General features: G+C 66.8%; 36 protein-coding genes and 1 pseudogene. 5 read left to right on the forward strand and 32 right to left on the reverse strand.

The window, feature by feature from the left end; translation table 11 throughout:
• From ABEA67_RS17800 to ABEA67_RS17835, 8 genes are all read right to left on the reverse strand, one after another.
• Entirely contained in the window at nt 1-417 is a 417-nt protein-coding gene (locus ABEA67_RS17800) for a hypothetical protein (RefSeq protein WP_345467880.1), read from the reverse strand.
• The gene (locus ABEA67_RS17805; protein ID WP_345467882.1) at nt 401-859 is read right to left on the reverse strand and encodes a hypothetical protein; all 459 of its coding nucleotides are present in this window, start codon (nt 857-859) and stop codon (nt 401-403) included. The genes ABEA67_RS17800 and ABEA67_RS17805 overlap by 17 nt, the downstream gene beginning before the upstream one ends.
• Nucleotides 856-1221, reverse strand: coding sequence for a hypothetical protein (locus ABEA67_RS17810; RefSeq protein WP_345467884.1), 366 nt, complete (start codon nt 1219-1221; stop codon nt 856-858). Before ABEA67_RS17810 ends, ABEA67_RS17805 begins: the two co-directional genes overlap by 4 nt.
• Before the next feature lie 11 nt (nt 1222-1232).
• Entirely contained in the window at nt 1233-2411 is a 1179-nt protein-coding gene (locus ABEA67_RS17815; RefSeq protein ID WP_345467886.1) for a phage major capsid protein, read from the reverse strand.
• A 66-nt stretch (nt 2412-2477) separates the two neighbouring features.
• A complete protein-coding gene (locus ABEA67_RS17820) occupies nt 2478-2873 on the reverse strand; it encodes a hypothetical protein (protein WP_345467888.1) in 396 nt (131 codons plus the stop codon).
• Between the two features lie 43 nt (nt 2874-2916).
• Nucleotides 2917-4188 (reverse strand): DUF305 domain-containing protein, encoded by a 1272-nt coding sequence (locus tag ABEA67_RS17825; RefSeq protein ID WP_345467890.1) that lies wholly within the window; start codon nt 4186-4188, stop codon nt 2917-2919.
• A gap of 87 nt (nt 4189-4275) precedes the next feature.
• A complete protein-coding gene (locus ABEA67_RS17830; RefSeq protein WP_345467892.1) occupies nt 4276-5541 on the reverse strand; it encodes a hypothetical protein in 1266 nt (421 codons plus the stop codon).
• Nucleotides 5542-5597: 56 nt separating this feature from the next.
• A complete protein-coding gene (locus ABEA67_RS17835; RefSeq protein WP_345467894.1) occupies nt 5598-6935 on the reverse strand; it encodes a phage terminase large subunit in 1338 nt (445 codons plus the stop codon).
• Nucleotides 6936-7021: 86 nt separating this feature from the next.
• Here ABEA67_RS17835 and ABEA67_RS17840 point away from each other — a divergent pair, with 86 nt between their 5' ends.
• Nucleotides 7022-7714: an HNH endonuclease gene (locus ABEA67_RS17840; protein WP_345467897.1), complete on the forward strand. Its 693-nt coding sequence runs from the start codon at nt 7022-7024 to the stop codon at nt 7712-7714.
• Between the two features lie 37 nt (nt 7715-7751).
• Here the strand turns inward: ABEA67_RS17840 and ABEA67_RS19490 are convergent.
• From ABEA67_RS19490 to ABEA67_RS17955, 24 genes and pseudogenes are all read right to left on the reverse strand, one after another.
• Nucleotides 7752-7925, reverse strand: a pseudogene (locus ABEA67_RS19490) (hypothetical protein); the annotation flags it as partial.
• Nucleotides 7926-8011: 86 nt separating this feature from the next.
• Complete coding sequence (locus ABEA67_RS17845) at nt 8012-8737, reverse strand: terminase small subunit (protein ID WP_345467899.1); 726 nt, start codon at nt 8735-8737, stop codon at nt 8012-8014.
• A gap of 25 nt (nt 8738-8762) precedes the next feature.
• On the reverse strand, nt 8763-9026 hold the full coding sequence (locus tag ABEA67_RS17850; protein ID WP_345467901.1) for a hypothetical protein: 264 nt from the start codon (nt 9024-9026) through the stop codon (nt 8763-8765).
• Nucleotides 9023-9235, reverse strand: coding sequence for a hypothetical protein (locus tag ABEA67_RS17855; protein ID WP_345467903.1), 213 nt, complete (start codon nt 9233-9235; stop codon nt 9023-9025). Before ABEA67_RS17855 ends, ABEA67_RS17850 begins: the two co-directional genes overlap by 4 nt.
• A gap of 58 nt (nt 9236-9293) precedes the next feature.
• Nucleotides 9294-9914 carry a hypothetical protein gene (locus tag ABEA67_RS17860; protein ID WP_345467906.1) on the reverse strand — a complete coding sequence of 207 codons (621 nt, stop codon included), beginning with the start codon at nt 9912-9914 and terminating at the stop codon, nt 9294-9296.
• A 112-nt stretch (nt 9915-10026) separates the two neighbouring features.
• Nucleotides 10027-10443 carry a putative PDDEXK endonuclease gene (locus ABEA67_RS17865; protein ID WP_345467908.1) on the reverse strand — a complete coding sequence of 139 codons (417 nt, stop codon included), beginning with the start codon at nt 10441-10443 and terminating at the stop codon, nt 10027-10029.
• Nucleotides 10440-10700, reverse strand: a complete 261-nt coding sequence (locus tag ABEA67_RS17870) for a hypothetical protein (RefSeq protein ID WP_345467911.1) — start codon at nt 10698-10700, stop codon at nt 10440-10442. The genes ABEA67_RS17865 and ABEA67_RS17870 overlap by 4 nt, the downstream gene beginning before the upstream one ends.
• Before the next feature lie 119 nt (nt 10701-10819).
• Nucleotides 10820-11401 (reverse strand): hypothetical protein, encoded by a 582-nt coding sequence (locus ABEA67_RS17875; protein WP_345467914.1) that lies wholly within the window; start codon nt 11399-11401, stop codon nt 10820-10822.
• Nucleotides 11398-11610, reverse strand: a complete 213-nt coding sequence (locus ABEA67_RS17880; RefSeq protein ID WP_345467917.1) for a hypothetical protein — start codon at nt 11608-11610, stop codon at nt 11398-11400. Before ABEA67_RS17880 ends, ABEA67_RS17875 begins: the two co-directional genes overlap by 4 nt.
• Nucleotides 11607-12953, reverse strand: coding sequence for a replicative DNA helicase (gene dnaB / locus ABEA67_RS17885; RefSeq protein WP_345467919.1), 1347 nt, complete (start codon nt 12951-12953; stop codon nt 11607-11609). The genes ABEA67_RS17880 and dnaB overlap by 4 nt, the downstream gene beginning before the upstream one ends.
• Nucleotides 12950-14089, reverse strand: a complete 1140-nt coding sequence (locus ABEA67_RS17890) for a hypothetical protein (protein ID WP_345467922.1) — start codon at nt 14087-14089, stop codon at nt 12950-12952. Before ABEA67_RS17890 ends, dnaB begins: the two co-directional genes overlap by 4 nt.
• Entirely contained in the window at nt 14086-15024 is a 939-nt protein-coding gene (locus ABEA67_RS17895; protein WP_345467924.1) for a DNA cytosine methyltransferase, read from the reverse strand. The genes ABEA67_RS17890 and ABEA67_RS17895 overlap by 4 nt, the downstream gene beginning before the upstream one ends.
• On the reverse strand, nt 15021-15233 hold the full coding sequence (locus tag ABEA67_RS17900; RefSeq protein ID WP_345467926.1) for a hypothetical protein: 213 nt from the start codon (nt 15231-15233) through the stop codon (nt 15021-15023). The genes ABEA67_RS17895 and ABEA67_RS17900 overlap by 4 nt, the downstream gene beginning before the upstream one ends.
• Nucleotides 15214-15924, reverse strand: a complete 711-nt coding sequence (locus ABEA67_RS17905) for a hypothetical protein (RefSeq protein ID WP_345467929.1) — start codon at nt 15922-15924, stop codon at nt 15214-15216. Before ABEA67_RS17905 ends, ABEA67_RS17900 begins: the two co-directional genes overlap by 20 nt.
• Nucleotides 15925-15981: 57 nt before the next feature.
• The gene (locus ABEA67_RS17910; RefSeq protein WP_345467931.1) at nt 15982-17088 is read right to left on the reverse strand and encodes a DUF7666 domain-containing protein; all 1107 of its coding nucleotides are present in this window, start codon (nt 17086-17088) and stop codon (nt 15982-15984) included.
• A 54-nt stretch (nt 17089-17142) separates the two neighbouring features.
• Nucleotides 17143-18327 carry a phage recombination protein Bet gene (bet, locus tag ABEA67_RS17915; RefSeq protein WP_345467934.1) on the reverse strand — a complete coding sequence of 395 codons (1185 nt, stop codon included), beginning with the start codon at nt 18325-18327 and terminating at the stop codon, nt 17143-17145.
• Nucleotides 18328-18430: 103 nt separating this feature from the next.
• Nucleotides 18431-18649, reverse strand: coding sequence for a hypothetical protein (locus tag ABEA67_RS17920; protein WP_345467936.1), 219 nt, complete (start codon nt 18647-18649; stop codon nt 18431-18433).
• Nucleotides 18649-18906 (reverse strand): hypothetical protein, encoded by a 258-nt coding sequence (locus ABEA67_RS17925; RefSeq protein WP_345467939.1) that lies wholly within the window; start codon nt 18904-18906, stop codon nt 18649-18651. Before ABEA67_RS17925 ends, ABEA67_RS17920 begins: the two co-directional genes overlap by 1 nt.
• Nucleotides 18906-19754 carry a DNA cytosine methyltransferase gene (locus ABEA67_RS17930; RefSeq protein WP_345467941.1) on the reverse strand — a complete coding sequence of 283 codons (849 nt, stop codon included), beginning with the start codon at nt 19752-19754 and terminating at the stop codon, nt 18906-18908. The genes ABEA67_RS17925 and ABEA67_RS17930 overlap by 1 nt, the downstream gene beginning before the upstream one ends.
• On the reverse strand, nt 19754-19921 hold the full coding sequence (locus ABEA67_RS17935; protein WP_345467943.1) for a hypothetical protein: 168 nt from the start codon (nt 19919-19921) through the stop codon (nt 19754-19756). Before ABEA67_RS17935 ends, ABEA67_RS17930 begins: the two co-directional genes overlap by 1 nt.
• Nucleotides 19918-20157, reverse strand: a complete 240-nt coding sequence (locus ABEA67_RS17940; RefSeq protein ID WP_345467946.1) for a hypothetical protein — start codon at nt 20155-20157, stop codon at nt 19918-19920. Before ABEA67_RS17940 ends, ABEA67_RS17935 begins: the two co-directional genes overlap by 4 nt.
• Nucleotides 20154-20537: a hypothetical protein gene (locus ABEA67_RS17945; RefSeq protein ID WP_345467949.1), complete on the reverse strand. Its 384-nt coding sequence runs from the start codon at nt 20535-20537 to the stop codon at nt 20154-20156. The genes ABEA67_RS17940 and ABEA67_RS17945 overlap by 4 nt, the downstream gene beginning before the upstream one ends.
• Before the next feature lie 288 nt (nt 20538-20825).
• Nucleotides 20826-20984: a hypothetical protein gene (locus ABEA67_RS17950; protein ID WP_345467951.1), complete on the reverse strand. Its 159-nt coding sequence runs from the start codon at nt 20982-20984 to the stop codon at nt 20826-20828.
• On the reverse strand, nt 20981-21220 hold the full coding sequence (locus ABEA67_RS17955; protein WP_345467953.1) for a helix-turn-helix domain-containing protein: 240 nt from the start codon (nt 21218-21220) through the stop codon (nt 20981-20983). Before ABEA67_RS17955 ends, ABEA67_RS17950 begins: the two co-directional genes overlap by 4 nt.
• A 135-nt stretch (nt 21221-21355) precedes the next feature.
• Here ABEA67_RS17955 and ABEA67_RS17960 point away from each other — a divergent pair, with 135 nt between their 5' ends.
• From ABEA67_RS17960 to ABEA67_RS17975, 4 genes are read left to right on the forward strand one after another with little or no spacing between them, the layout of a single operon-like run.
• The gene (locus ABEA67_RS17960) at nt 21356-21862 is read left to right on the forward strand and encodes a helix-turn-helix domain-containing protein (RefSeq protein ID WP_345467955.1); all 507 of its coding nucleotides are present in this window, start codon (nt 21356-21358) and stop codon (nt 21860-21862) included.
• Complete coding sequence (locus tag ABEA67_RS17965) at nt 21859-22530, forward strand: hypothetical protein (RefSeq protein ID WP_345467957.1); 672 nt, start codon at nt 21859-21861, stop codon at nt 22528-22530. The genes ABEA67_RS17960 and ABEA67_RS17965 overlap by 4 nt, the downstream gene beginning before the upstream one ends.
• A gap of 4 nt (nt 22531-22534) precedes the next feature.
• Nucleotides 22535-22825: a hypothetical protein gene (locus ABEA67_RS17970; protein ID WP_345467959.1), complete on the forward strand. Its 291-nt coding sequence runs from the start codon at nt 22535-22537 to the stop codon at nt 22823-22825.
• A complete protein-coding gene (locus ABEA67_RS17975) occupies nt 22822-24210 on the forward strand; it encodes a recombinase family protein (protein ID WP_345467961.1) in 1389 nt (462 codons plus the stop codon). The genes ABEA67_RS17970 and ABEA67_RS17975 overlap by 4 nt, the downstream gene beginning before the upstream one ends.
• Nucleotides 24211-24239 lie beyond the last annotated feature (29 nt).

The raw sequence follows: 24239 nt of genomic DNA on the forward strand, positions 1-24239 counted from the left end.
TTACCTCCCGAGAATGGAATCCAGGGCATCCCAGACGACTTTGTGCCCCAGCTCATCGCCCAAGAACTTGCTGAGCCAGGGCCGCGCCCCGTGTGCGGACTGGCGGGTGATGGGCGAGTCTGGCGGGGACGGATATTCCAGTGCCCAGGCCTCCGGCGGCGCGTTGAAGCTCCCGAAGTGCCACTCCTGGCCCACCTTCTGCGCACCAATGGATTTCAGGAGGTCGCCACTCTGGCGAGCTGGGTACGCCCCAGGTGCTGAACTGGGGTTAGGCAACCCCGGCCATTTCACGCCCGCCCCCGGCTGGTCCAGCACCTCGCGCAGGAACCCTGCGGCCGCCTCGGCCATCGCCTCGTCGGCCCGATCGAACAGGGCGTCCATCTCGCGGTCGAGGTCGGGGTTATCCGCCCAGGGCATGACGGGCACCGGGGGCACGGCAGAGGAGACGCCAGCAGACGCGGACGGCCCCGATGTCCTCCGCGTCCCCAATCACGTCCAGAGCGAGCGGCGCGGGCAGTTCGCCGCCATGCAGGGTCAGGCTGAACCCCGGCTCGTCGAGCGGCGCGGCATGATGCACCAGCACCTCCCAGATGGGGACGGGGATGTCCGCGCCGATGCCCTTTTCCTGGCGCTCGCGGGTGCTGAGCTGGTAGCCGTAGGCGGGATAGATGGCACTCTCCTGCGCGCCAGAGGCTGCGGGCGGGAGGGTCAGGCCGCCCCAGGGGTCGAGATCGGGCGGGGGGGCATCCGGGACGGGAGCGGCGCGGGAGACGGTGACGGACATGCCGAGGGCGTCGAATACCTCATCCAGCTCGGGGCGGGCCAGTTCCTGGATCTCCAGCGCCAGAGAGCCGGTCACCCTTCCACCTCCGTGAAGACGGGGCCTGGAAAGCCACTGCCCGACGCTTCCTCCCGCAGACGGGTTGCCAGAGCACACCAGGTGGTGGCCTGAATCCCGTCCACGGTTCCCGCCGCAGACCGTTCCAGTTCAATTGGCCCGACCTTGATACGCCGCTTGCCGGGTGCGGTCGCTGCCGTGCTGCTGGCCTTCAGGCAGGCCGCTTCTAGCACGTCGGCGGCCACCAGACGCAGGTCGCCGTACACCTCGAAAGCGTCCTCGACATTCACCTTCTCCGCTTCCGGCAGGGCGTTGTGGGCGGCCCAGGCGGGGGGTGTGACCAGCACCCGCAGCCGCTTCAGCTCAGCATCGGTAAGGGCCACAGGTCACCGTCCTAGCTGCCCTGGACGAGGACCGCGCCGTTGGGGTCAATCACGCGGGCACCCAGGGTGTGCCCCACCTTGACCCCGAAGGTGTGGTTGCGGAAAGACCCCTGGTCCTGGTACTCGCGGCTGGTGGGCATCTCGGTGTAGGTCAGCGGGCCGCCCTGGAAGCCTTCAAGAAAGGCCACCTGCAGCCACTGCACCATGCTGTCGAAGGCCACGTAATCCTGCCCGAACACACGGCTCCACAGCCGCTCCAGATGCAGGTTGAACGCGCCGCGCAGGATGTTCGGCGTGCGGCCCTGGCGAGCGTCCTCGTACTCCTGGGTATTAGCCAGGTTGAAGACGTCGCGCTGGCTGGTGCCGAACACGATGTCCGTGACGTCGAAGCCGTATTCCAGGTCGTTGCCGTCGCCGTCCTTGAAGGTGCGGCCCGCGAACTTGGTGCGCAGCTTCTTGAGCGTGTCGATGCTGGGCGCACCGGAGCCATCCGTCGCGCCCGTGATCTTGCCGCTGGCCAGGCCGTCCTTGATGGCCTTGAAGATGACCATGACCTCGGTACGGGCCGCGCCGCGCCCCAGGCTTTCCAGGGCGCGCGCAAACGCCCCCACCTCGTCGTTCTTGTCCATCTCCCAGGTGTAGGCGACGGCACGCTCGAAGTTGCCCACGCGGTAGCCACCCTCAGCCTCGCTGAAGGTCGTGTAGGTGACGTCCTCACCTTCCGCGCGCGGAGCCAGCTCGCCCATCTCCGAGAGGCGCAGCGTGCGAATGGTCTTGAAGTCCGGCACGGTGATGATGTCGGGACTGAGGGCCGTGCGCCAGTTGCTTACCGGCCCCTGGTAGGCGGGCAGCAGCGTGCGCTGACGCAAGTTCGCCAGGGCCAGCGGCAGATCGCTGGTGGTGTGGGTGTCGGTGAGGCGCTGGGCCGCCATCAGGGGCGCGAGGGCGTCGCGCAGTTCATCTGCGAGGTTCTCGGCCTGGGCCTCGACCTGCGCGTCGGTGAGCTGCGCGTGCTGCTGCTGGGCCGCCGTGAAGGCCGCGTCCACGTTCGCCGGGCCGTGGTAGCCCCGGTAGAAGGCGCGGATACCCGTCTCGACGACGATGCTGTCGGCGGCAGCCTGCGCGGTGCCCGCGGGAATCTCGCCCCTGGCCTCAGCCAGTTGCATCTGGAGTCGGAGTGTTTTCGACATGTCCCCTCCTTGGGGTACAAGAAAGGCCCGGCGGGAGAGGCCGGGCCGAGTGTCAGGGTGAGACGTTCAGGCGTTGGAGAGGCCAACGGGGATGACGTTGCCGTCGGCCCAGTCCTTCAGGGCGTACCCGATGAAGGTGTTGCCGCTGGCGACGCCGGTGTAGGTCCCGTCTGCCGCCACCTTGTAGACCTTGTCACCGACCACGCCAGCTCCGGCGACAGGCAGATTCACGGCGAGGCTGATGCCCACCAGTTCGACGGTGGCCTGCCCGGCAGCGAGGCCGGGGGCAGCCGTGCCGTCCGCGACGGTGTCGGCGGTAGCCGCGTCCGTCAGCGCCCAGCCCTTCAGGCCCTTGGTGCCAACGAGGACCACGTCCCCGCTCTTGGTACCCGCGGCAACAGCCAGGGCCGCCGTGATCAGGGCCTTGTGGGTCTTGTGGAGATTCTTGCTGATAGTGACCACTTCCTTTCAGGAAACGAGAGGGCGGGAAACCGGGGCGTCGGAATCAGAGGCCGAAGTTGCGCCGCGCGGCCTGAAAGGTGCTACGACTCTTGCTGGCAGACTTGCCGCCTCCCGCGTCCTGCACGCTTTCGCTGCCCAGGCCGGGGTTGTTGTCCGCGTCGCGTTCATCGGTGCGGGTGGTGAGCTTGCGCTCGGCAATCAGGGCGGCCACCTCGGCGCGGGCTTCTTCGTCGGAATCGGCACGCAGGGCCGCATCGGTCACGCGCTTCTCGAAGCGGGCATCGAGGTCGATGTCGCCCGACTTGCCCAACTTGGGCAGCCTGGCGTCGGTCAGGGCGGTGCGGGCGATACCCTCGCGTTTCCCGTCCTGAATCTCGCGCTCCAGCTTCAGGCGGGCGGCCCGTTCGCTGGCGAGCTGGTCCTCGAGGCTGCTCGCGCCCGCCTCCTTCTTGCCGTCAGCCACAGCCTGGGCGTAGAGGTCGGGGTGCTTCTTCTTGAGTTCGTCGAGGTTCACAACATCAACTCCTTCAGCCGAATCCAGTGTTTTGCGGATTCGGCGCATGGTTTTGATTTCCTTGCCCTGGGTGGCAACAATGTTTTTGGCGAGGGTTTTAAGTTCCTCGTGCTCGATAAAGCCGAGGGCCTTCTCCGCCATGTCGATGGCCAGTTGATGGTGCGGAATCATCTCGTCGATGAACTCCGCCTCTGACCGCACCTGGCCCGCTTTCATGGCGTCGGCGGCGTTCAGCTCACCGGCGAGATCGGCGGGACCCATCACCGCGTCGATGGTGATGAGCCGCGCGTCGTCATTGACGACCTGAATGGTTTCCTCCGGGTCCGGCCACTCCGGATCGACTTCCTTCGCGGGCAGGTACCGCGCGCTGCCGGTCACGTTGGTGGACATCCCGACCTTCACCCCGGCATCGAGCACGGCCTGAAGGTCCTTGCCCTTGGTGGTCTGCACGACACTGCCCTCGAAACGCAGCAGGTCGCCGTCCATCCACAGGCGGTCGTACTTCACGCCGATGTTCTCGATCAGCCCCTTGGGTCCCTCCCACCAGGGGTCGGGGTGCTGCACCAGGCCGTACAGCTCGCCGCCCTTCACGGCGTCCTGGGCAGCGCTGCACATGGCCGTCAGGACGGGCAGGCTGAAGAAGCGGCGGTTGAGGTTGATCCGGTCGGCTTGCTTCGCCACGCCGGTGATCTTGCGGGTGCCCTGGCCGTCCTGCAGGGGCTGCAAGGCAAAGGATTCGACGGCATCGGTGAGGATGCCGTCGGGTTTCCTGGTGGGGCTGCGGGTGCGGTGGTCTGCCATGTTCACTCCCTGTCCTGCATGACTTCCTGCCCAGGCTTCGGCTCGGGGTGCTTTCGGGCAGGAAAGGCGGGGGGCGGGGCCTGCTGGTCACTGGCCTGCAGTGGGGTCGTCTCCCGGCTTGGGCCGATTGCCGGGGTCTTTGGCGTCTTCCGCTTCTTCACTGGCAAACCTCTCTTTCTCAAGCGCCGGGTCGTAGCCGAGTTCCCCGGTGAGTGTCTCGCGGCTGGCGAGGCGGTTTTTCGCCGCTAGAGCAACCTTTGCCACCAAGGCGGGCAGGTCCTCGTTTCGCAGACTGGGGAAGCTGAAGGGGAACTCGACCAGGGAGGCCGGGACGCGCTTGCGGCTGCCCTTCTTCGTGACGAAGGTGCCGTCCGGGTAGCGCCGCGCGAGTTCGGTGCGGAAGCTGCCCTGCAACCAGTTCCAGACCACGCGCTGCCGCCGCTCGAATCCCTTGCGGGTGGGTTCGCCCATGCTGTCTGCGGTTGTGCGCGTCACCCCCCCACCCTCCGCGAGGTAGTGCTCGGGCAGGCCCAGGGCGACAGCGAGGAGCTGCTTGATGAGCTTGGCGTCGGTGGCCGCGTCGGTGGCGTGCACGTCCGGCGTGCTGAACTCGAACTTCTCGCTGACCCCCTCGGCGTTCTGCGCGAGGGTCAGGACCGCGCCGCTTCTGGGCACGTTGCGGAAGCGGGCGGCCTTCTGGTTCAGCTCCTTCTCGTCCTTGGCGAAGGCGTAGTAGATGGCGTTGATGCGGCTGGCCAGGTCGTGCACCTTCGTGCGGGCGTTGACGAAATTGACGTAGGCGAGCGCTGGGCCGAGGGCGCGCCCCACAACCGGCCAGCCGCGCACGTCGTTGAGGATGGCGTCGCTGGCCGTCCACACGAACTCGCCCCGTTGCAGGGTGCGCCTGCTGATGCCAATGCTCTCCACCACATCGGGGAGGCCCGGCACGGTGTTGAACTTGAGCTGTCCGTCAATCACACCGTAATGCCCGATGCGCGCAGCCTGATCAAGCCGTTTGAAGCGCTTCGGGTCCGGCCAGATGGTGAGGTTCTCGCCCAGCAACAGGTGCTCGGTGAACCACCGCTCAATCAGGGCGTCGAAGCTGTTGGCCGCCCAGAACTCCTCCATGACGGCCTGCACCGCCTTATCGGGGTGGGCACCGTAGGAGATGGACGCGCCGAGCACGAAGCCCTTGATGACCTCCACCGCGCCGTAGAGCAGCGGATTGAGGTACCACATCACCACGGCGGCGCGCTGGGTGTCTGCACGGGAGAGGGTGCCCAGCAACCGCGCTTGCTGAGGCAGCGTGATTTGCCCGCCGATGCCGCCGGTGAGTTGCCAGCCGCCCTGCATATTGTCCTGCAGGTCGCTGGCCGCACTGAGCGCAGGTTGCCCGTACTGGTCAAGTATCAGAACTCTTCACCTCCTTCCCAGTTGGTGTCCTGTTCGTAGCCCGCGATGCCGGAGGGGGGAAGGTCGGGAGTCCCGAACCCGTCCGCGTACCGCACGGCGTAGCGGGTCGTGTCCATCCCGTCATCAGCTTCCTTCACGGGCTTTTCTTTGAGCGTCTCACCGTTGGCACCCTTCGCCCAGATGTAGCCATCCACCTCGTCCACGGTCCGGACTGGACCAATCGCCAAGCCCGTTTCCTCGTCCAGCAGCGCGGGGTCCACCTCGACCAGGGCATCCTCGAAAAAGAAGATGCGGGCGACCACCCCAGGCTCGTCCGGCTTCGCGGGGTCGTACTCACGCCCTAACCGGTTCTGCACAGCCTGAATCCCGACAGCAACGGCCTTGTCTGCTGCAATGGTCTGGATGCCCAGTTCCTGCTCCAAGGTCGCGCGGCCCTCGGCGTCATGGTCGGTCACGTAGGCCTCGATCTGCTCATCCCCAGTCAGCACCCTGATCTGCCGTGCGTGGTCTTTCACCGTCCGCTGGGTGCGGTAAATCTCCCGATAGAGGTACATCACCCCATCCGGCGAGATCGCCCACCAGTGGCAGACGAACGGGTGGTTGTACCCAAAGTCGATGACAATGATCCGCCGCCAGTCATCTGGGAGCACGAACCGCGGAACAATGTGGATGTTCGGACGCCAGTTGCTGTAGACCATGCCTTCCGCCGCGGCCCAGAGGCCGTTCAAGAGGCGGTCCCGACGCGGACCCGTGAGCTTGTTCAGGCGGGCGATATACGTCCGGCCGAACGGCGTCCACGCATTGGCCCTTGCGTCCCAGAGCCGAGGGTTGTCCTTGTGGTTGCACCCGATTCGGGTGGTGACCCCAGCGTCCATGCGCTTCTTCAGCCAGTGCGAGGGCGGCCCTGGGTTGCAGTCCCCCAGCAACTGCTGGTAGGGAATCACTCCATTGCGAAGGCGGGTAGAGAGGAACTCCCAATCGCGCACGCTCAGCTCGGTCGCCTCCATGACATAGATGACGTCGAACTCGGCGGACATGAGCTTTACAGGGTCGTCCACCCCGGCAACGATGATCTCGCTGCCATTCGGGTAGACGTAGGACTGCCGGACATTGCGCTGCTGGTTCCTCGTATCGCACGCGGGTTTGACATGCTGCTCGAAGGTCACCAAGCCCGTCTCGGTGAGGCTGCGCCGCTTCTTGCGGACGATGGCGAGGCGGCAGCCGGGATACTTCAGCGCCAACATGTTGAGCTTTTCGAGGTTGGCCCGGCTTTTGCCGGTGTTGTGATGCCAGATGCCCTCAGCCAAATAGTGCTCGGCGTAAGGGACATGCAAATCGTAGTAAACATCGGTGCGAACGTACTCTATGCTTGCAAGGGTGTCCCATTGGCCCGTATAATGCAATTTAGAGGAGGCATACGATGGGAACAAAGCACGTAACGCAGGATCAGCAGGCGCAAATCCTTGACCTTCATCAGCGACCAACCGCCCCGCGAGCAATTGCCGAGCAGGTAGGGGTGTCGCTTCAGCAGGTTCGATACGTGCTGAAAAAGGCAGGGGTTCCGCTCCATAACTCGACAAACGGCGCGTGCTACCGGAATGCCGAACGGGTGCGAGAACTGGCGGCCCAGGGTGAATCTCTGTCAGAGATTGCGCGGCGCATCGGCACGAAGCATCAGCTTGTTGCCAAGTTCCTGAAAGAGCACAACATCCCTCATACCCCATTTCGCCAAGTTGGGGCGAATAACCCTTCATGGCGCGGCGGGCGCATGACGGACAAAAACGGTTATGTCCTGCTGCATATGCCGGAGCACCCGCAGGCAAACCGACACGGCTATGTACGGGAACATCGTTATGTGATGGAGCAGACGTTAGGTCGCGCTCTGAAACGGACTGAGGTTGTCCACCACAGGAACGGGCAACGGGACGATAACCGGCCTGAGAACCTTGAGCTTTTCGCCTCCAACTCACAGCACTTGGCAGAGACACTGAAGGGCCAGACGCCGAACTGGTCGGCAGCGGGCAGGGGCCGTCAACGCGCAGCTTTTGACCGGGGCTTAGGTGCATTGAATACCGCCAGCCAGAAGGCGAGAACAGAAGGTGATCCGCAGTAACGACACACTCTCTCCCCGATTCAAAGCGAAGCCTGTAGAGCTTCGCTTTCCCTTTGATGAATGGGACAGTGGCTTGGATGGGGCCAAGAGTGGTCTGAACCACGGGCGCAATTTGAAGGCGGTACAGCTCAGCAATAGGCGTGTGCTCCCCAGTCAGGGGGTTATACAGGCGAGTTTCGCCCGCGACACACCCGGCGGGGCCGTCCATCATGATTTCGTCGGCCCGGCAGCGGATAACCTCCAGAGCACTGCCCCTGGGGGCATAGACCAGCGCACCCGGCGGGAGCTGGGCGGCCGTCACAGGTCGTCCTCCGAAACGCCCACGATGAACTTGATCGGGCTACCGTCCGGGTTCTGATGCACCTGGCGCTGCCCAAACATGTCGTGCAGTTGCCCCAGCAGTTGCAGCGCCTTCGTGGGGTCCTTGACCCGGTACTCAAGACTGCCGTCACGGTTCTTCTTCAGAACTGCCATGCCGCTGATGGCACCCGCCGCCTTCGCCGCGGCCCAGTCGATCACCACGTCCTGGGCGATGGTAGCCACCTTGATCATGACCTCGCCGTCCAATGTCTCGCTGACTTCGCTCGCCCCGAACTCGTTCATGAGGTCGTACTTATCGAGGTCCTCCACATCGACCCGCTTGCGCTTGGCGTACTCGCGCACCGGCTCGTGCTGGCGGGCAGGCACCCAGAAGGTCCGTTCGGTGGGCGCGACGGTCACGAACTCGTCCATGTCTACCGTGCTGCGGGCTTCGATGGTCAGGCGGGCGGCAACCTCTCCCGCGCCCATCACGTCCGGACTCTCGGCCATCACGGCGGCGATATACGCGGCCACATCGGGCAGCCGCACGATGCGCCAGCCCTGCCGGTGGTCCTTGTATCCGGACCGGCGAGCGGCAGCGCTGGCATTCAGGCGGCACTCGTTGAGGTAGAGGTCCGCGAACTTCCTGTGCCGGGGATTGAGGGCCGCGCCCAGTTCCTCAGCGGTGGGTTGTTCGGTGTTCGGTGTTCGGTGTTCGGTCATGGGCGCAGTTCACCTCCTTCGGCAGTCAGGTGTCGGGAAAACGACGGGTGCGAATCACGGGCGGGGGCTGGTAGCGCGGCTCTTGCGGCGGGAACTTCAGGACCGGCATCAGCCCCAACTCCCGTAGATAGAACGGTTCGCACACCGCCTGCCAGCGCAACTCGATAGGCGTGGTCTGCATCCGGCCCCGTCTCTCCAGACTGGCGAGGTAGTCCCGCCGCACATCCGGGAGCGCGTAGCCTTGCTGCTGCTGGCGGCGGCGGTGGCGCTTAGACTGCCGCTTGCTCATGGCGGGTCCAGGAACCGGGGTACCGTCCGGCCCTGGTGCCCCTCGATGCGCTCCACATCCGCCATGCAGTCGCGCAGGGTGGTTCCGCACGGCTCGACCAGCCAGCGGATGACCACCGTGCCGTCACTGAACTCGGCACCCTCAGCCACCACACCGCAGCCCGAGCAGCCGCTCACATCCTCTGACCTAACCAGTTGGAATCGGCGCATGGAGACCTCCGGGGCAAACGAAAACCGCCCCAGGGGGCGGCTTGGCAGGGTCTAGCAACTACTCTTGCGAGTCTACAGAAATTGTAGAGGAATCTTCCGCAAATACAAGATGTTGTAGGCACTCCCCCGCACGGGGGTCTCCGAGGACTGCGGCCAGCCTCAGCACAGCCCGCGCGTAGGCCCTGGCACGCTCGCCAGCCCAGCCGCGCCCGCTGGCGTGCATCAGCGTGGCGAGACCCGCGCCACGGCGAACTTCGGACAGCAGGGGGTCCGCGTTGCAGAGTGCCGTCACGTTCGACTCGCTCACCCAGCCCAAGGGCGTGTGCAGGCGGCTATAGGTGATGAAGCCGCCGGGTGGCCCCCCATAGCTGCCAATGCCCACGACCTGCATCCGGCCACTGGAGCGGCGCGGCCCAGCGCCGCTCAGGTACTCGCCTCGTTCGTTGACCGTCCCCCACTCACGCAGGGCCTGGTACCACGCCTCGGCATGGACCCGTGCCTCCCGCTGCTGCTGCCTGCCACTGGTCAGTGCCTGCACCGTCTCGCGCGGCGAGAGCTTGAGCCGCTGCTTGCCCAGAACGGGCCGTGAGGGGACTTCGGGAGGCTGCACAGGACTAGGAGGCGTGCCGAGAGTTGCTGGGGCCTCTACGGGCTTGCCAGGGGCGAGAAGGCTGGTCATCAGGTCATCCATGCTGGGCTGCTTGGGCATCGGCACCTCGGGGGGAAGCGAGAAGACAGAGGGCGGCTCCCTACGGCTCTCGGGAGTCTGGGCGAAATGCGGGCGTGGAGGCTCACTCCGGCAACCCCCAGATCGTTTGCAGTTCGCGCTCGACCTTCAGGAACAGGTCGAGACGTTGCCAGTACCAGGGCCGCGCATAGGGCATCACCAGCACCCACCAGTCGCGGGCACCGTTCCAGCGGTGGATCACGATGGGCATCCGCCTCCCCCCACAGTCCCGCCGGGCTTGCTCCATCCAGTTTTTCAGGGTCGCCGGGCTGAACATCTGGCAGGTGGCGGTACGCTTCGCCTCGATGTGCCAGCCCTTCAGGCTTTCGCACACCACATCCGGGCTTTCCGCCCCGCCCCGAAACTGCTGGCCACGCCGGGCGGGGTAGCCGAGATCGGTGAGGACCTTCGCCAACTCGCGCTCACCATTGGCCCCCTTCGCGCGGGAGTTCACGGGCTTCTTGCGGGTGGGGGCGGTCACTGGGCACCCTCCCCGCCCTGCGCCTGCCCGGCCTGGGCGAGCGCGGCCAACTTGCGGAGTCGCGCAGGCTTCAGCCTAAACACCGCCTCTAACGCCTTCGCCGCACGGTCCCCGGCCTCAAACGGCGACCCCTCGCGCTCGGATTCAAGCTGCTTTTCAATCATGTCGGCCAGTAGGTTCAGGGGTCGCGCGACCAATTTCAGCGCCTCCCGCAGCCCTGCCTCCCGCTCAGCAGCGCGGGCCAGGGCGTCGGCCACCTCCTCCAGCAGCTCCAGTTCCTCCAGCGTGGCCCCGCGGGCGGTGCGGGTGCGGCGGTAGGTGGCGAGGCGGTCCAGAAGCGTCGGTTTTGGCTGGTTTTCGGCTTTTTTCGGCGTGGTCAGTCCTCCCCCGCTTCCACCGTCTTCCGGTACGCCGCGACAATCCCAGCGAGCGTTTCATCTGAAACCGTCAGGAACGCGCGGAAGACCAGCTCGTCGCGCTCGGCGGGCGGCAGGTGTTCCAGGCCCAGCGTGCCCAGGCGCTGCTGCACCTGCTGGCGAAGCTGCGCGGCCTCGGTGGTCATGCGGCGGCCCACGCTGCCCGTGTCGAGCTGCTGGGCCAGGTCGCGGATGGTGTGGGCATCAAGGGCGGTGTTGACCTCGCTCACGCTGGCCCCGTTGTCCAGGGCGCGGGCAGCGTCCACCAAGTCGCCCTGGTCGGCGGTGGCCGTGCTGCCCAGGTGGAGGGCGTACCCAGCGCGCCAGGCACGCCAGGCGGTCGTGCGCGAAAGACCCGCGTGCCGGGCAAGGGTGCTGCTGAAGTCGCCCTGCTGCCCGGCGACAGTCCAGCGCAGGTAGAGCGCGTAGGCGGCGAGGGCGCGGGCGTTCAGGTCACGCTGGGCGGCCCGGTAGGACTCGCCCCAGGCGGCCATGTCCTGTTCCAGGGTGGGAGCGCGGGCTTCGAGCTGCTGGCCGGTCATGCCTTCACCCTCCGCAGCACACCGCTGGGGACGATGGCGGTGTGTCCGTCCGGCCAGCGCACCATCACGTTGCCCACTGCACCGGGCCGGGGCACGGTTAGCACGGTGCAGGTGGTGCCCCGTCGACTGTCGTCGCCCTTGCCCAGCTTCGGGCCGTAGCGGTAGGCCTGACCCTCGGTGAGCCAGCGGTAACGGCGAGGGTCGGTCATGCGAACCTCGCCAGATTCGAGAAGCGCGTGAAGGGCGCGTGGTACTGGACCTTCACCATGCCGGTCGGCCCGTTGCGCTGCTTGCCGATGCCGAACTCGGCCACGCCCTGCTGGTCGGTTTCCTTGTTGTAGACCTCGTCGCGGTAGATGAACATCACCACGTCGGCGTCCTGCTCCACGCTGCCCGACTCGCGCAGGTCGCTGAGCTGCGGGCGTTTGTTCGGGCGGTCTTCCACGCCGCGGTTCAGTTGCGAGAGGGCCAGCACGGGAATCTGGAGTTCCAGGGCCAGGTTCTTCAGCTCGCGGCTAATCTCGCCCACTTCCTGGGTCCGGTTGCCGCCGCCGCGCCCGGCCACCTTGACCAGTTGCAGGTAGTCCAGGACGAACATACTCAGCGGGTCGCGCTGGTGCTCGCGCCGCACCATGTCGGTGAGCTGGTGCAGGTACAGGTTCTGCTTCCGCACGATGTCCAGCGGCAGGCGGTCCAGGAACTCCTGCGCGGGGACGAGGCGGCCCCAGTCCCGCTCGCTGAGCTGCGCCTTGCCGCGCTGCGCGTCGGTGAAGCGGCTGAGGTCCACCCGCCCCTCGCTGCACAGCAGCCGGGTCATGATTTCCTCGGCGGGCATCTCCAGGCTGAAGCCCAGCACACGCCCCGTGGTGGCCGCGACGTTCACCGCCATCTGGAAGGCGGCGGCCGTCTTCCCCATCCCAGGCCGCGCGCCCAGCACGTACAGTCGGGTGCCCTCGAAGCCACCCACCGCGTCATCCAGGTCGGTCAGGCCCGTGGGTGCGCCGCGCCGCCCGGTGCCGCTGCTGGCCTGTTCCAGCACGCCCGCCAGCAGGCTGCCCCCGCGCACGATCTCCGCCTCGCCGAACTCCATGCGGGGGGCGCTGGCGGCCAGCGCGTCGATGTCTTCCAGGGGCATCTGCTGCTCAAAAGCGGCCTGCATGGTCTTCCCGGCGTGGCTGATGACCTGGCGCAGGTGAGCCTTCTCCAGCACGATGCGCGCGAAGTGTTCGGCGTAGGCGGCGGTGCTGGTCTGGTCGGACAGGCCCATCAGGTACACCAGCCCCCCCACCTCGTCGAGCTGGCCGCGGCGAATGAGTTCCTCGGAGAGGGTGGCGAGTTCGACGGGGCCGGGGCTGCCGTCGCTGCCGCGCTTCTCCCGCAGAGCCGGAATGCAGGCCCAGATTTTCCGGTGGCTTTCGCGGTAGAAGTCCACCGGGATGACTTGGCCGACGACAGCGTTGGTGAGGGCGTCGTTGTCCAGCAGGACGCTGCCCAGCAGGCTGATTTCCGCCTCGTTGCTGTGGGGGGGGACGCGGGGGGTGAAGTCGGTCACGCCTCCACCTCCCACTCCGCCGCCACGCGGTCCGGCACGTCCAGCGGTGCGCCGCTCTCAGCGAAGAACACCATCCCGTACTCGACGGCCTCCACCGTCCAGACGCGGCCATCCGGGGCGCGGCGGCGCTCGCCGGGCATGCAGGTGGCCTCGCCGAACGCGCGGCGGGTCTCGTCAAGGTTCTGCCGCTGCGCGTGCTGGACGGCTTCTGCGCGTTCCATGCGCTTCACCAGCGCGGGGAACGGGTGGGCGAAGCTGCCCGCCACCACGATGTCGCGGGCATTCTGGCGCAAGTCCTCGACGAGGCCCGCTTGCACCCACGTGGCGAACTGGGCAATCTGCGCGTCCTGGGCGGCGCGGTTACGGCTCAGGCCGGGCACGCCGGGCACCCAGCCCTGCCAGATGTCCCACGCCCCGGCGGCGGCCAGCGCCTCCTGCGCGGCGCGGTAGCCCTGCGGCGCGGCGGCGGGCGGCGGAACTTTTTCAGAGTCGGTCACGTTCTCGGTTTCCTCGTGCTGGTGAGCGGTTTTGAGCTGTGAAGGGGAAGGCAGGTCAGCCCTGGCCCCGCCAGGGGCCGCGCTCTGCGCCTGCTGTGTGGGGTCTGCCTGCTGTTCGGAAGCTCCTCCAGCAACAACAGCCGTGGGGGCCGGGGCGGGCTGATCAGAGTCAGAGACGTAGGTGTTGTTGGTCTTTTCTTTCTTCTTTACTTCTGTTCCTTCTTTAAGGGGCGGAGTTTCACCGTCCTGCACGGCATTTTCGGGTGCCGTTTCATCGGATTTCCGAACGGGTTTCCGAGCGGATTCCCGAACGGGTTTCCGGGCAGCGGTGGACCCGGCCCAGCTCCACAAGTCGCCCTGCGCCACCGCCAGGCCCAGTTCGGCGAGGCGCGCCAGGCCCTGGCGGGTCTGGGTGGCTCCCCGGCGGCTGTAGGTCGCCACCTCGCCCCAGTGAACCGGGCGCATGTTGCGGTGCATCAGCAGGCACAGCGCGGGCTTCAGCAGGGCGTTGGGTAGCTCTGCCAGCAGTTCCATGTCGGTGGCGTTGTCCAACCGCGTGAAGGGGGCCGTCTTGGCGGGCTTCGGGCCAGCAGGGGGAGACGCGGGGGCAGGGAACCGGATGTTCTTGGCCGGGGTCATGGGGTGCCTCCAAAGAGCGGCCCGAATGCCTCTTCCTGCTCGGCTTCTTCCACCGGTTCGTCTTTGGGGTGCGTGGCCCGCGTGCGGACTCCGGCGCGGCGGCCCGTATCGGCACCGACCATCTTCCGGAGCGCCTCGAAGGTCGCCCAACCACCGTCCGCGACCATCGCGCAGAACTCGTCCAGCACCGGCACACCGCGCGGCGTGACCATGCTTTGCAAGCCGGGGACGTTCTCCAACACGAAGGTCTGCGGCTGCAACTCCACCACCAGGCGCGCAAACTCGAAGATCAGGCTGTTGCGTTCGTCCAGGACGTTCCGCTTCCCGGCGGTGCTGAAGCCCTGGCAGGGCGGCCCGCCGAACAGCACGTCCAGCTCACCGGGCCGCAATTCCAGCGCCTTCAGGACGTCCTGACCGCCGAACTTTCGGATGTCGCCGAAGAACACGTGCTGAGTGCCGGGCACGTCCGGCTGATCCCGAATCCATCCACTGCCTGCGGTAGGCAGGAGGTCCAACTGGTGAAGCATCTCCGGCGTGAGGTCCACCCCGGCTGCCTTCGCATCCGCGACGTCCTTCTTGTGGCGCTTGGCGCTGCGCAGCAGCTCGTCGTTCATGCGCTGCGCGTCGGCCGGGGTCGCCCAGTGCGTCTCCACCTGGCCGTACCGGCACAGGTTCATCATGTAGGTGATGGTGGCGTCGGCGGCCCACTCGAACATGCCGATGACCTCGATGCCAGCCTGTTTCATGCCCAGGCTGAATCCACCGGCACCGGCGAAGAGGTCCAGCCCCAGAGGTCCAGGGCCGTAGCGGTGGCGTCCCTTCCGGGCAAGGGTGTCGGGCACGATCAGGCCACTGCGGACCTGCGCCCAGGTGGAAGAGTCTGTGCGGGTGGGCACGATCAGGCCGGAGGACAGGCGGTGCATAGCAGCCGTCATGCCCCCACCGCCTTCCTGACTTCATCCGCGGCGGCCTGACCGTACTTGTGCTCCAGGCACGTGAGCATGGCCGCCTGGTGAGGTGCGGACAGCGCCCGCAGCTCCCCGATCCAGAACACCCGGAGGTCATCCGTCAATTCCGGGCGCACCTCCACCTCGGTGGGGGGAAGGGGCCGCAGCCCCCCCGCTTCAGTCGGCGGCAGCCGCATGACCTTCCCCCTCCACCTGCGCGCGAATCTCACTCAGCGTCTCGGTGCCCTGGAGCTGTTCCCAGTGGTGGCAGATGATCTCGCGCCACTCGGCCATGTCCTCTTCGTCGCTGCGCTTGGGGTCGTCCCAGTCGGTGGGGTCGTAGCCTGCCTCTACCAGCAGGTCAGACAGGTGCTTCATCGAGCAGCGGGCCAGGAACGCTTCGGGAGTGTCCTCGGCGGGGGTGAACTCCGCGTCCTCGACCTCCGGCGCGGGCAGGGCCAGCACGTCCTTCGGCGCGTTCAGCACGCCCGCGGCCATCGCTTCCGGCTCTTCCCCGAAGAGGCCGGGGCCTTCCTGCAACTCGCGCACCTGCACGATCAGGGCCAGCTCGTAGGACACGTGGTCGAACAGCTCGGTGAGGTTGTCGTGCGAGTTGTGCCACTTCTCCAGCGTGGCGACCGGCACGAAGTCCTTCATCTTGCTGCCCTTGCTGGTGAAGGCCAGCTTGCGGAACTCGCCGTCCTCGCGGTTGGTGACTTGGATGGTGAAGGTCACATCCTTACTGTCCTGGGCGCTGTGGGCCGCGCGCAGGAACTCCAGGGCGTCGGCGGGCACTTGCACGTCCAGCAGGCTGATCAGGTCGTCCTTGGCGTTGTATTTCGTTTCAGTGCGGTAGGCGCAGACGGTGTAGTGCTGGGTCTGTTTCATCTGAAACCTCGGGGGGAAGGGGAAGTGGCCCGCTCCGTGGGGAGCGGGCCAGAGGGCCTACTTGCTGTCCTGTGCTGCTGCGGCCAGAGGTTCGCCGTCGATGTCCACCTCGTGCAGCACCACGCACCTGCGGGCCTTCACCTTGTCCTGGCCGCGCTCGCCCTGGTCAATAACCACCGTCTCGTCCGTGTGGATGCGGCATGCTAGGAAGCGCGTTGCGCGACTGAAGTAGCGCATGGCCTCGCGTGGGGTGGCGCTGAAGTGCAAGCCGTACCCGCAGCAGTCCTCACGGTTCCAGTCCGCTGCCTCAACCTCGGTCCCGATGCTGTACACAGCCCCGTGTGGACTTTTCAGATCGTCCCCCACGGCCTTGAACACGGTCAGCTCGCCGTCCTTGCTGATTACCAGCCCGTGGTAGTCCGCCCACTCACGCACGGTGTGGATGGGCGGCACCACGATTTGATGGCCGCCCTCGGCGGTGGCGCGGGGGTCGTGGATATGGACGCAGACCAGCGGGCTGGCCTTTGCCGTGCTGCGCTCGTAGAGCGCGAGGCCGGCAGTATGCCGGGCGAGCGCGTGGCTGTTCCCCCACAGCTCGGCGTGGCTGTTCCCCCACAGCTCGGCGCGGCTGTTCTCCCGCAGCACGGCGCGGCTGTTCCCCCGCAGCACGGCGCGGCTGTTCTCCCGCAGCTCGGCGTGGCTGTTCCCCCACAGCTCGGCGCGGCTGTTCTCCCACAGCTCGGCGCGGCTGTTCTCCCGCAGCACGGCGCGGCTGTTCTCCCGCAGCTCGGCGCGGCTGTTCTCCCGCAGCTCGGCGTGGCTGTTCCCCCACAGCTCGGCGCGGCTGTTCTCCCACAGCACGGCGCGGCTGTTCTCCCACAGCACGGCGTGGCTGTTCCCCCACAGCTCGGCGTGGCTGTTCCCCCACAGCTCGGCGCGGCTGTTCTCCCGCAGCACGGCGCGGCTGTTCCCCCGCAGCACGGCGCGGCTGTTCTCCCGCAGCTCGGCGCGGCTGTTCTCCCGCAGCACGATCTCGACCTCGCTGTCATCGGGGACGCGGATGGTCAGCCAAGTGCCGCCACTTTCCACGTAGATGGTTTCCAGTTCGTTGTTCTTGAGGGCGGTGTCCAGCTCGGCCTGGGTCTTCACGGTGATGGTCGTCATGTCATTTCTCCTGAGAGTCAAGAGGGCCGAAGCCCCCAGGAAAGGGGCTTCAGGTCAGAAGGGCAGGTCGAAGTCCTTGAGGAACTCGGCCCCGGTCTGCGCCAGGTCGCTGGCGTCCATTGCGCCCAGCAGTTCCAGCAGCCCGCGCGCCTGCTCGAAGGTCAGAGCATTCGTGCGCGTTCCGGCGGGGATACTGTTGGGGGCCATATGCGTGTAGAACGCACTGCGGGCCTCGCTGCTGTCGGGGATGCCCGCCCGGTTCAGGTAGCCCATCAGGGCCTTGCGCTGACCGTCGTGGATACCGGCGGGGCCAGCAGCGGGCGTGAACTCGGCGTCCACCACCTCGCCCTGTTGGGCCGGGGCCGCTGCCGGCGCTTCCTGGCGTTGCTGGGCGTACTTCAGGCCCAGTTCCTTGAGGTTGTCGTAGCAAGCCCGCGCCCCGTCGATGCTGGCCCGCCGCTCATAGGTGTCGAGGACATGCTGCACGTCCTCTGCCGGAGCCACCTTCCGCACCCGCGCGGCCAGGTCACCAATCTTGCTGGCCCACGCCTTCAGCGCCTCTTCCTGTTGCGGGTCGGGCAGGGTCTGCGGCTGCACGCCCGCGGCGTCCGCCACCTCGCGCGTCACGTCAGCACGACGGCTCTGGGGCGCGGGGGCAGCCTGAGCGGGGTTGTCCGCCTGGGCCATCTCGACATCGCTGTAAACCCCGCTCAGCTCAGCCGGGAACGCCTTCCGGAGCGCCAGTGCCTCCGCACACTTGCCCAGCATGGTGTGGGGCATCCGCTTCCACATCGCCGTGGGGCCTTCCTTCCCCATCTGGACGTACTCACTCCAGCGGGCGGTGGCGGGGAACTCAGCCACGTGACCATGAACCAACTTCCGCACGATGACGCGGGCGAACTCGGGGAATCCCTCTTTGCTGACCGGGCCGAACTCGGGGTCAGTGGTCCCCATGTGGACGCCACTGCGCGCTGCGATGAGGCGATAGCCGTCGATGCCGGTCTGAATGACCATCTTCTCTTTGCGGGTCTTGGCGTCCCAGCGCATGACGGCGTAAATCTGGCGCTGGAAGGGATTCAGGCCGCTGGACTTCGCCACTTCCAGAAACAGCGCGAGTTCGAGGTCGCTTGTTCCAGCGGCGACGGTCTGCTTGATCAGGTCAACCTGCTCGTTGCTGAAGTCGGTCGGCTGAGCCAGCGGCAGGTGCTGAGTGGTGGGTTGAATCGCAGAGGCAGTCACAGCACGGCTCCAATCCACTCGCCCACGGCGAGCACGGCGAAGAAGGCGAGGAAGAACAGCACCACCCGCAGGAAGGTGCGCAGGCTGAGGTCGGGCTGGCCGTTCACGCCGCCCTCCGGTACTCAGTGCGGGTGTAGGGACGGCGGGTCTGTCTGGTGCGCCGGACAGGCCGGACGTGGCCGGTCTGCACCAGCCCCCACAGGGCGAGGTTCACGCTGGGCAGCCCTAGGCCCAGGGCGCGGGAGACAAGCGGCGCGTCCAGGGCGCTGAACGTCTGGTACAGCCGCCAGAGGCGGGCGCGGGTGCCGTTGTGGGCGGCCATCAGCGCCGCCCCCACTCGACCGGGCACGCCTCGTCGCCGGGGCAGCCGCGCAGGGTGCAGTCCGGGCAGCGCAGGGCCACGACCACCTGGGCCGCGCGGATGCAGTGGACGTGTTGCACCACCTGCACGCCCCGCACCCTGGGGAGCCGCGCAGTGCGCCGCCGTGCCCGCCACATGCCGATGCCGTAGGCGGCCAGCAGCACCAGCAGGGGCAGGGCGTTGGCAGCGAGCCAGGAGAGGACGAGGAGGCGCAGCATCAGGCGCTCACCCCCTGGGCCAGCAGCGGCACGAACACCTGCTCAGCGATGGCGCGGGCGAGGCGCGGCGGGACAACATTCCCCACCAGCGTGAACTGCGCCTTCTTCGGCAGGTGCTTCGGCGGAACGGGCACGCCCTGAAGCTCGGCGCACTGCTCGATGCTGCGCCCGAAAAAAATCTGCTCCCCCGTGCGCGGGTCAGTCGTGCTCATGGTGTCGCTCTCGGTCGCATAGACGCTGCGCTGCCGCTTTTTCTGGGTCTGGCTGAAGACGTTGTAACCACTGCTGTGGCAGGTCACAGCGTTGTTCTCGGCCTTCACGCTGCCGTAGGGCTGGATCAGGGTCAGGGGGATGCCACGCCCCAGGACAATGAACACACGGCGGCGTTCCTGCGGGACGCCAAACCAGTTGCTGTAGATCAGGTGAACGGTCATCGTCAAGCCCAGCCGGTTGCACTCGTCGGCCAGCGCCTGCAATTCCGCCTGGCCGTCCTGGGTTTCGACAAGGCCCGGCACGTTCTCAATGACAGTGCAGCGGGCGTACTGCACCTGGCGGGCAAAGTGGGCCAAGCTGTAGTAATGCGGATGCTTCTTGCCGCGCTTCTCCGTGCGAACATTCGCCCGGCTCCACGGCTGGCAGGGCAGAGACGCCCACACCAGCCGCCCGCGCAGTTCCTCGGGCGTGATGGTTGCCACGTCGCGCGCCTCGCACGGCACCTCGGGATGCCAGGCACGGTGCTGCTCCACGGCAACCGGCCAGATGTCGTAGGATTTCTCGATGGTCAGCCCAGCGGCCAGCATCCCCGCCGTCGCCCCGCCGTAGCCGCAGCACATCTCCACGACCCGCATCAGCGCCCGCCCCGCCGCGCGTAGTGGCGCGTGTGGTAGACGCTGCTGGCCGCCAGCCCCTGCCGCGCCGCCTGTTGCCGCTCCTGCCGGATGCGCCGCCAGACGGCGAGGCCGACCAGCAGCAGCACGGTGGGCACCAGCAGGGGGAGGAGGGTGAGGGCGGTCATTGGGGGCCGCCCAGCTCGGCCTTATCCGCCATTTCCTTCAAGTAGCGGGCGATTTCGCGCGCCTCCTCTGGGGTGTACCAGCCGTATACGAGAGCCGTGACGGCAGCGTCGCCCTCAACGTCCACGCCCTCGGCCTGGACACGGACCATGCCGAGTTCGCCCAAACCCGCGTTGCTGAAGTCGGCTTGCAAAGTCAGCACGATGTCGCCTTCCCCTTCAAAGGCCACGCGCTTCACGCCCCCACCCCCGCCTGCACCAACACGGTGCCAGTCACGGGGTTGCTGAGCGGCAGCGCCACGCGCTCACTGACCAGCCGCAGGTGTGTGCAGGTGTCCAGCAGCGTGAGGGCGAGGTTCGGGCTGGCAAAGTCGCCGTCCACCTCGAACTGGAGGCCGTTGCCGTTGTTGCTGACCGTGACGGTGTGGCGCTCGCCCCGGTCGCTGACCAGGTAGGTGCGGCTCAGGGCCGCGCGGCGGGGCGCGGTGCGGGCCGTCCAGCCGGTGAGGTGGGAGTAGTGGGCCTCGACAATCATCTCGCCCTGCTGCGCCACGTGCGCGCGCAGGTCGGCCATGCTCCAGATGCGGGTGTTGGGGATGCGGCTGGGCTGGGGTATCATCACTGCACCTCGTCGGCAATAACGGGTGGGCGCGTAGTTCGGACGCGCCCGATTTCTTTTGGTCAGGCCAGCCAGCCGCGCTCGGCACCGGTCGGCAAACCGGGAGCGCGGCCCCAGGCTGGGGTTACTCGTGTGCGATTCCCCACATTGGGGGTGTTGACAGGTGTAAGATTCACGTCAGAGGCCTCTCCTTTGAGGTGCCTGCGCTCCGCTGTTTTGCCGACGAGGGAGCAACAGGTTGTGGGGTTTCTGGAGGTGCCTGGGCGAACGCTCAGGCGCTTTTTCGTTTCAGGCCGGGCGGGCCTGCTCTTCACGCGCGGGCTGCGCGGTGGGAGTGAGGGGGGTTGTGCTTTCACGGGCGAGGCGAGCGGCGTGCATCCGAATCAGCAGGTCCGCGGCCCAGGTCAGCCGGGAGACGGGGCGAAAGGGCTGGGGGGTGGAGGTCATGCGGCACCTGCTTGACCACTGCTACATGCGACACCTAGCAACCTATCAATCGAACAATCGAAGAAGCGGGCGATCTTGACCAGATTGGCGTGCGAGGGTTCATTCTTGCCACTCTCCCAGCGGCTGACCTCCCCGGCTCTGTCACGGCGTCCAAGAATGGCCTCCGCGACGTCATACTGCGAGAGTTCGCGCTGCTCGCGCAGCTCTCGCAGTCGCCGACCGAACGTGCTTTCCATGTCAATGATGCTACACGTCGCAACATCAGGAGTCAAGCGAGGTGCAGCATGTGCTATTTCGCATTGGGGAACTTCCAAATATTGTTTGTCGTATCACGTCGCATGTTCGTTCTACGTGCGCCCCAGGTGCCCCCCATGCCACAGGAACCTCCCGTTGATATCTATGCGAAGCTGCGCGAGTACATCAAGCGCAGCACCAAAACGCAGCGGAAGATCGCGGAGGAGGCGGGGATACCCAACCCCAGCTATCTGAGCCACATGGTCAACGGTCGTGTGAATTGGGTTGAGGGCGATTATTTTCGTCCGCTCAGTGAGGCTCTAGGGTTGTCGCGTGATGAAATCCGCGAACTCAAACCCGAGATCATTTGGGAAGAACCTTCCCCTCCCCCCTCCCGCGCCCTCTCGGCCGCCGCAAAGGGCCACCGCATCCCCAAGCCCCAGGTGATGATTCCTGACACCCTGCGGGAGGCCGCCGAACAGTACGGGCACCTGGCTGCCTTCGCTGGCCTGGGCGAACACCGCTGGCAGCATTTCATGGCCTCGGTCAGCCGCCGCCATACCCCGGAGACGCCTGAAGGGTGGCTGGAGGAGTTCACGGCCCTCAAGCGGCTGGGCTATGACCCCCAGGAGCCGGAGGAATGACCTTTGACCCCGACGCTTACGACCTCTTTGCCTACCAGAAGGCTCGGCACGAAGAAGTGGGCGGGACAACGGACATGGAGGAGCTGCCGACGCTGCTGGGCTGCACGGTCATTGAGGCTGACGCCTCTCGTCTGATTGGCACAGACCTTCACGTGCAGCGAAGGCTCATCTACGCGGGCCGCCGCTCTCACATCGCGCACGAGGTCAGCCACAAGCTCGCGCAGGAGCGGGATACGGCACATGACCCCAACTACGAAGAGGTTATCCGGCATCGTCATGCCCAGGCCCCAGACGTGGACGCCCACCTCGAAGCCCTGATCACAACAGGGCAAGACGGCCTGCTCATGCCTGACAAGGTGGTCCAAACGATCATCAACATCTGCGGCCTGAACGCGATGGTGGTCTGGATTCTCCACCAGCAGGAAACGGTGTACCTGCATGAGGCCCTGCGGCGCATCGTGCAACACAACGAAAACGCCCGGATAGGCGGGTTCATCGGCGTGAACGGCATCATCCGCCACGCCTATTCCTACCGCTGGCGGATGCCCTGCTGGATAGGCCATCCCGTCCCCGACCCTGATGACGAGTTCCAGGGCGAGGGCGTAAGCCTGTTTCAAGTGCCTGGGCGGCGCAACACCGTTATTGGCCTGATCGTCATAGAGGAGTGATGTAATGAAAAAGACCATCCTTACGCTTGCTGCCGCCCTCGGTCTCTTCACTGGTGGCGTCGGCACCGCCCAGTTCTTCAAGTCCCTTGACACCAGCGAAACTCGTGACGCGACACTGGCCGAGCTGCCCGCTCAAGCCGAGGCTCTCATTCGCCGCACTCAGGGATTGGGAAACCCGAGCGCGGCCCAGATTAGCCAGGTCAACGCTGAAGTAGCAGTGCAGCTTCAGTACATGCAGGTCCGGCAGAACGCTGAAATCATCCGGCTGCTGACCCAAATCGCCGCTAAGAAGTGACCCCCCGCGCCTTCTCCTATGCCCGTGTCTCTGGCCGTGATCAGGCCGACTCCGGGTACAGCCTCCCCGCCCAGCGCGAGCGGGCCGCGGCCTTCGCGCAGTTCCACGGCCTGCCGGTGCCCCTGCACTTCGAGGACCCCGCCGTCTCCGGCCGGCGCGACGTGCGCCCCGCCTGGACCGCGATGATGGGGCAGCTTCGTGCCGGGGACACCGTGCTTGCAAAGGACCTCACGCGCATCGCCCGCGGCGGCATCGTGCAGACGCTGACCCTCATCCGCGACATCGAGGCGCGAGGGGCGCGGTTGGTCCTCATTGACCAGAGTCTCGACACCAGCACGCCATTCGGGCGAGTGGTCCTGAGCATCCTCGCCACCCTGGCCGAGTACGAGCTGGAGCAGACCCGCGAGCGGTCCATGATTGGCCGGACCTTCGCGGCGAAGGCGGGTATCTGGCCCCAGGGCAGCGTGCCGTTCGGCTACCTGCGCAACGCTCAGAAGCGTCTGGAGCCGAACCCGGCCACCCAGGAGCGGGCCCGCGCCGCCCTGCGCGCGCTGATTGGCCGGTCGTATCAGGAGGCGGCTGACCACCTGCGGGAACAGGGCGTCCTCTCCCCCACCGGCAAGCCCAACTGGTCCCCTACCCGCCTGCACGCGATGGCCCAGCAGACGGCCTACATCGGGCAGGCCATCTTCCGCGCCGGCGGGGAGGCCCTGGAAGTGCCCTGCCCGCCGCTGCTGACTCAGGAGGAGTGGGACGCCATCCATGCCCGCCGTGCCCTGCCGCAGGGCGGCACGCGGCGGCCCGAGGTCTACCCCCTGGTCGGCCACCTGCGCTGCCCGCACGGCGCGCCCATGAACGGCCGCCAGGAGAGCCACCGGAACGCGGGCATGGTGAGCCGCTACCACATCAGCGGGCGGCTGAAGCGGCACTACGGCTGCGACTGCCCCAGCTTCCGGGCCGCCCAGCTCGACGATGCTGCCCGCGCACTGCTGGCCCGCGTGCTGACGGACCCGACCGACCCGGCCCACCTCGCCCTGCTGACCGGGGCCGCGCCACTCTCTGATGGTCGGGAGCAGGAGCGCCAGGAGGTGCAGGAGGCCCTCTCCAATCTGGCCCGCCTGCGCGTGCTGGGGCAGATTGAGGAGCGCGACTACCTGAGCTTGCGCGAGGAGCTGAAGGCACGGGAACGCGCCCTGGCCCCGCGGCCCCGCCCGGCGGCCGAGATGCCGCTGATGCCCGAGCTGGCGGCCGACGTGCGGGAGGCTGCCCCGGAGCATCTGGCCGAGCTGCTCGACCTGCTGGAAGTGCGGCTGCTGGTGCGGCCGGACGGGGCGCTCGAACTGCTGGGGCTGCGGCCACTGGAGGCCGCGCAGCAGGCGGTTTAGGGTGCCCGGAAAACCGTGCTGCTGTCATT

The sequence above is a fragment of the Deinococcus carri genome, assembly GCF_039545055.1.
Taxonomy (GTDB): Bacteria; Deinococcota; Deinococci; order Deinococcales; family Deinococcaceae; genus Deinococcus; species Deinococcus carri.

What these genes read in the sequence shown, in the direction of transcription:
- ABEA67_RS17800 (WP_345467880.1), bottom strand. Translation starts at nt 417, where the DNA reads ATGCCCTGGGCGGATAACCCCGACCTCGACCGCGAGATGGACGCCCTG.
- ABEA67_RS17815 (WP_345467886.1), bottom strand. Translation starts at nt 2,411, where the DNA reads ATGTCGAAAACACTCCGACTCCAGATGCAACTGGCTGAGGCCAGGGGC.
- ABEA67_RS17825 (WP_345467890.1), bottom strand. Translation starts at nt 4,188, where the DNA reads ATGGCAGACCACCGCACCCGCAGCCCCACCAGGAAACCCGACGGCATC.
- ABEA67_RS17830 (WP_345467892.1), bottom strand. Translation starts at nt 5,541, where the DNA reads ATGCAGGGCGGCTGGCAACTCACCGGCGGCATCGGCGGGCAAATCACG.
- ABEA67_RS17840 (WP_345467897.1), top strand. Translation starts at nt 7,022, where the DNA reads ATGGGAACAAAGCACGTAACGCAGGATCAGCAGGCGCAAATCCTTGAC.
- ABEA67_RS17845 (WP_345467899.1), bottom strand. Translation starts at nt 8,737, where the DNA reads ATGACCGAACACCGAACACCGAACACCGAACAACCCACCGCTGAGGAA.
- ABEA67_RS17850 (WP_345467901.1), bottom strand. Translation starts at nt 9,026, where the DNA reads ATGAGCAAGCGGCAGTCTAAGCGCCACCGCCGCCGCCAGCAGCAGCAA.
- ABEA67_RS17855 (WP_345467903.1), bottom strand. Translation starts at nt 9,235, where the DNA reads ATGCGCCGATTCCAACTGGTTAGGTCAGAGGATGTGAGCGGCTGCTCG.
- ABEA67_RS17860 (WP_345467906.1), bottom strand. Translation starts at nt 9,914, where the DNA reads ATGACCAGCCTTCTCGCCCCTGGCAAGCCCGTAGAGGCCCCAGCAACT.
- ABEA67_RS17875 (WP_345467914.1), bottom strand. Translation starts at nt 11,401, where the DNA reads ATGACCGGCCAGCAGCTCGAAGCCCGCGCTCCCACCCTGGAACAGGAC.
- ABEA67_RS17880 (WP_345467917.1), bottom strand. Translation starts at nt 11,610, where the DNA reads ATGACCGACCCTCGCCGTTACCGCTGGCTCACCGAGGGTCAGGCCTAC.
- ABEA67_RS17890 (WP_345467922.1), bottom strand. Translation starts at nt 14,089, where the DNA reads ATGACCCCGGCCAAGAACATCCGGTTCCCTGCCCCCGCGTCTCCCCCT.
- ABEA67_RS17895 (WP_345467924.1), bottom strand. Translation starts at nt 15,024, where the DNA reads ATGACGGCTGCTATGCACCGCCTGTCCTCCGGCCTGATCGTGCCCACC.
- ABEA67_RS17900 (WP_345467926.1), bottom strand. Translation starts at nt 15,233, where the DNA reads ATGCGGCTGCCGCCGACTGAAGCGGGGGGGCTGCGGCCCCTTCCCCCC.
- ABEA67_RS17905 (WP_345467929.1), bottom strand. Translation starts at nt 15,924, where the DNA reads ATGAAACAGACCCAGCACTACACCGTCTGCGCCTACCGCACTGAAACG.
- ABEA67_RS17910 (WP_345467931.1), bottom strand. Translation starts at nt 17,088, where the DNA reads ATGACGACCATCACCGTGAAGACCCAGGCCGAGCTGGACACCGCCCTC.
- ABEA67_RS17920 (WP_345467936.1), bottom strand. Translation starts at nt 18,649, where the DNA reads ATGGCCGCCCACAACGGCACCCGCGCCCGCCTCTGGCGGCTGTACCAG.
- ABEA67_RS17925 (WP_345467939.1), bottom strand. Translation starts at nt 18,906, where the DNA reads ATGCTGCGCCTCCTCGTCCTCTCCTGGCTCGCTGCCAACGCCCTGCCC.
- ABEA67_RS17930 (WP_345467941.1), bottom strand. Translation starts at nt 19,754, where the DNA reads ATGCGGGTCGTGGAGATGTGCTGCGGCTACGGCGGGGCGACGGCGGGG.
- ABEA67_RS17935 (WP_345467943.1), bottom strand. Translation starts at nt 19,921, where the DNA reads ATGACCGCCCTCACCCTCCTCCCCCTGCTGGTGCCCACCGTGCTGCTG.
- ABEA67_RS17945 (WP_345467949.1), bottom strand. Translation starts at nt 20,537, where the DNA reads ATGATACCCCAGCCCAGCCGCATCCCCAACACCCGCATCTGGAGCATG.
- ABEA67_RS17950 (WP_345467951.1), bottom strand. Translation starts at nt 20,984, where the DNA reads ATGACCTCCACCCCCCAGCCCTTTCGCCCCGTCTCCCGGCTGACCTGG.
- ABEA67_RS17955 (WP_345467953.1), bottom strand. Translation starts at nt 21,220, where the DNA reads ATGGAAAGCACGTTCGGTCGGCGACTGCGAGAGCTGCGCGAGCAGCGC.
- ABEA67_RS17960 (WP_345467955.1), top strand. Translation starts at nt 21,356, where the DNA reads ATGCCACAGGAACCTCCCGTTGATATCTATGCGAAGCTGCGCGAGTAC.
- ABEA67_RS17965 (WP_345467957.1), top strand. Translation starts at nt 21,859, where the DNA reads ATGACCTTTGACCCCGACGCTTACGACCTCTTTGCCTACCAGAAGGCT.
- ABEA67_RS17970 (WP_345467959.1), top strand. Translation starts at nt 22,535, where the DNA reads ATGAAAAAGACCATCCTTACGCTTGCTGCCGCCCTCGGTCTCTTCACT.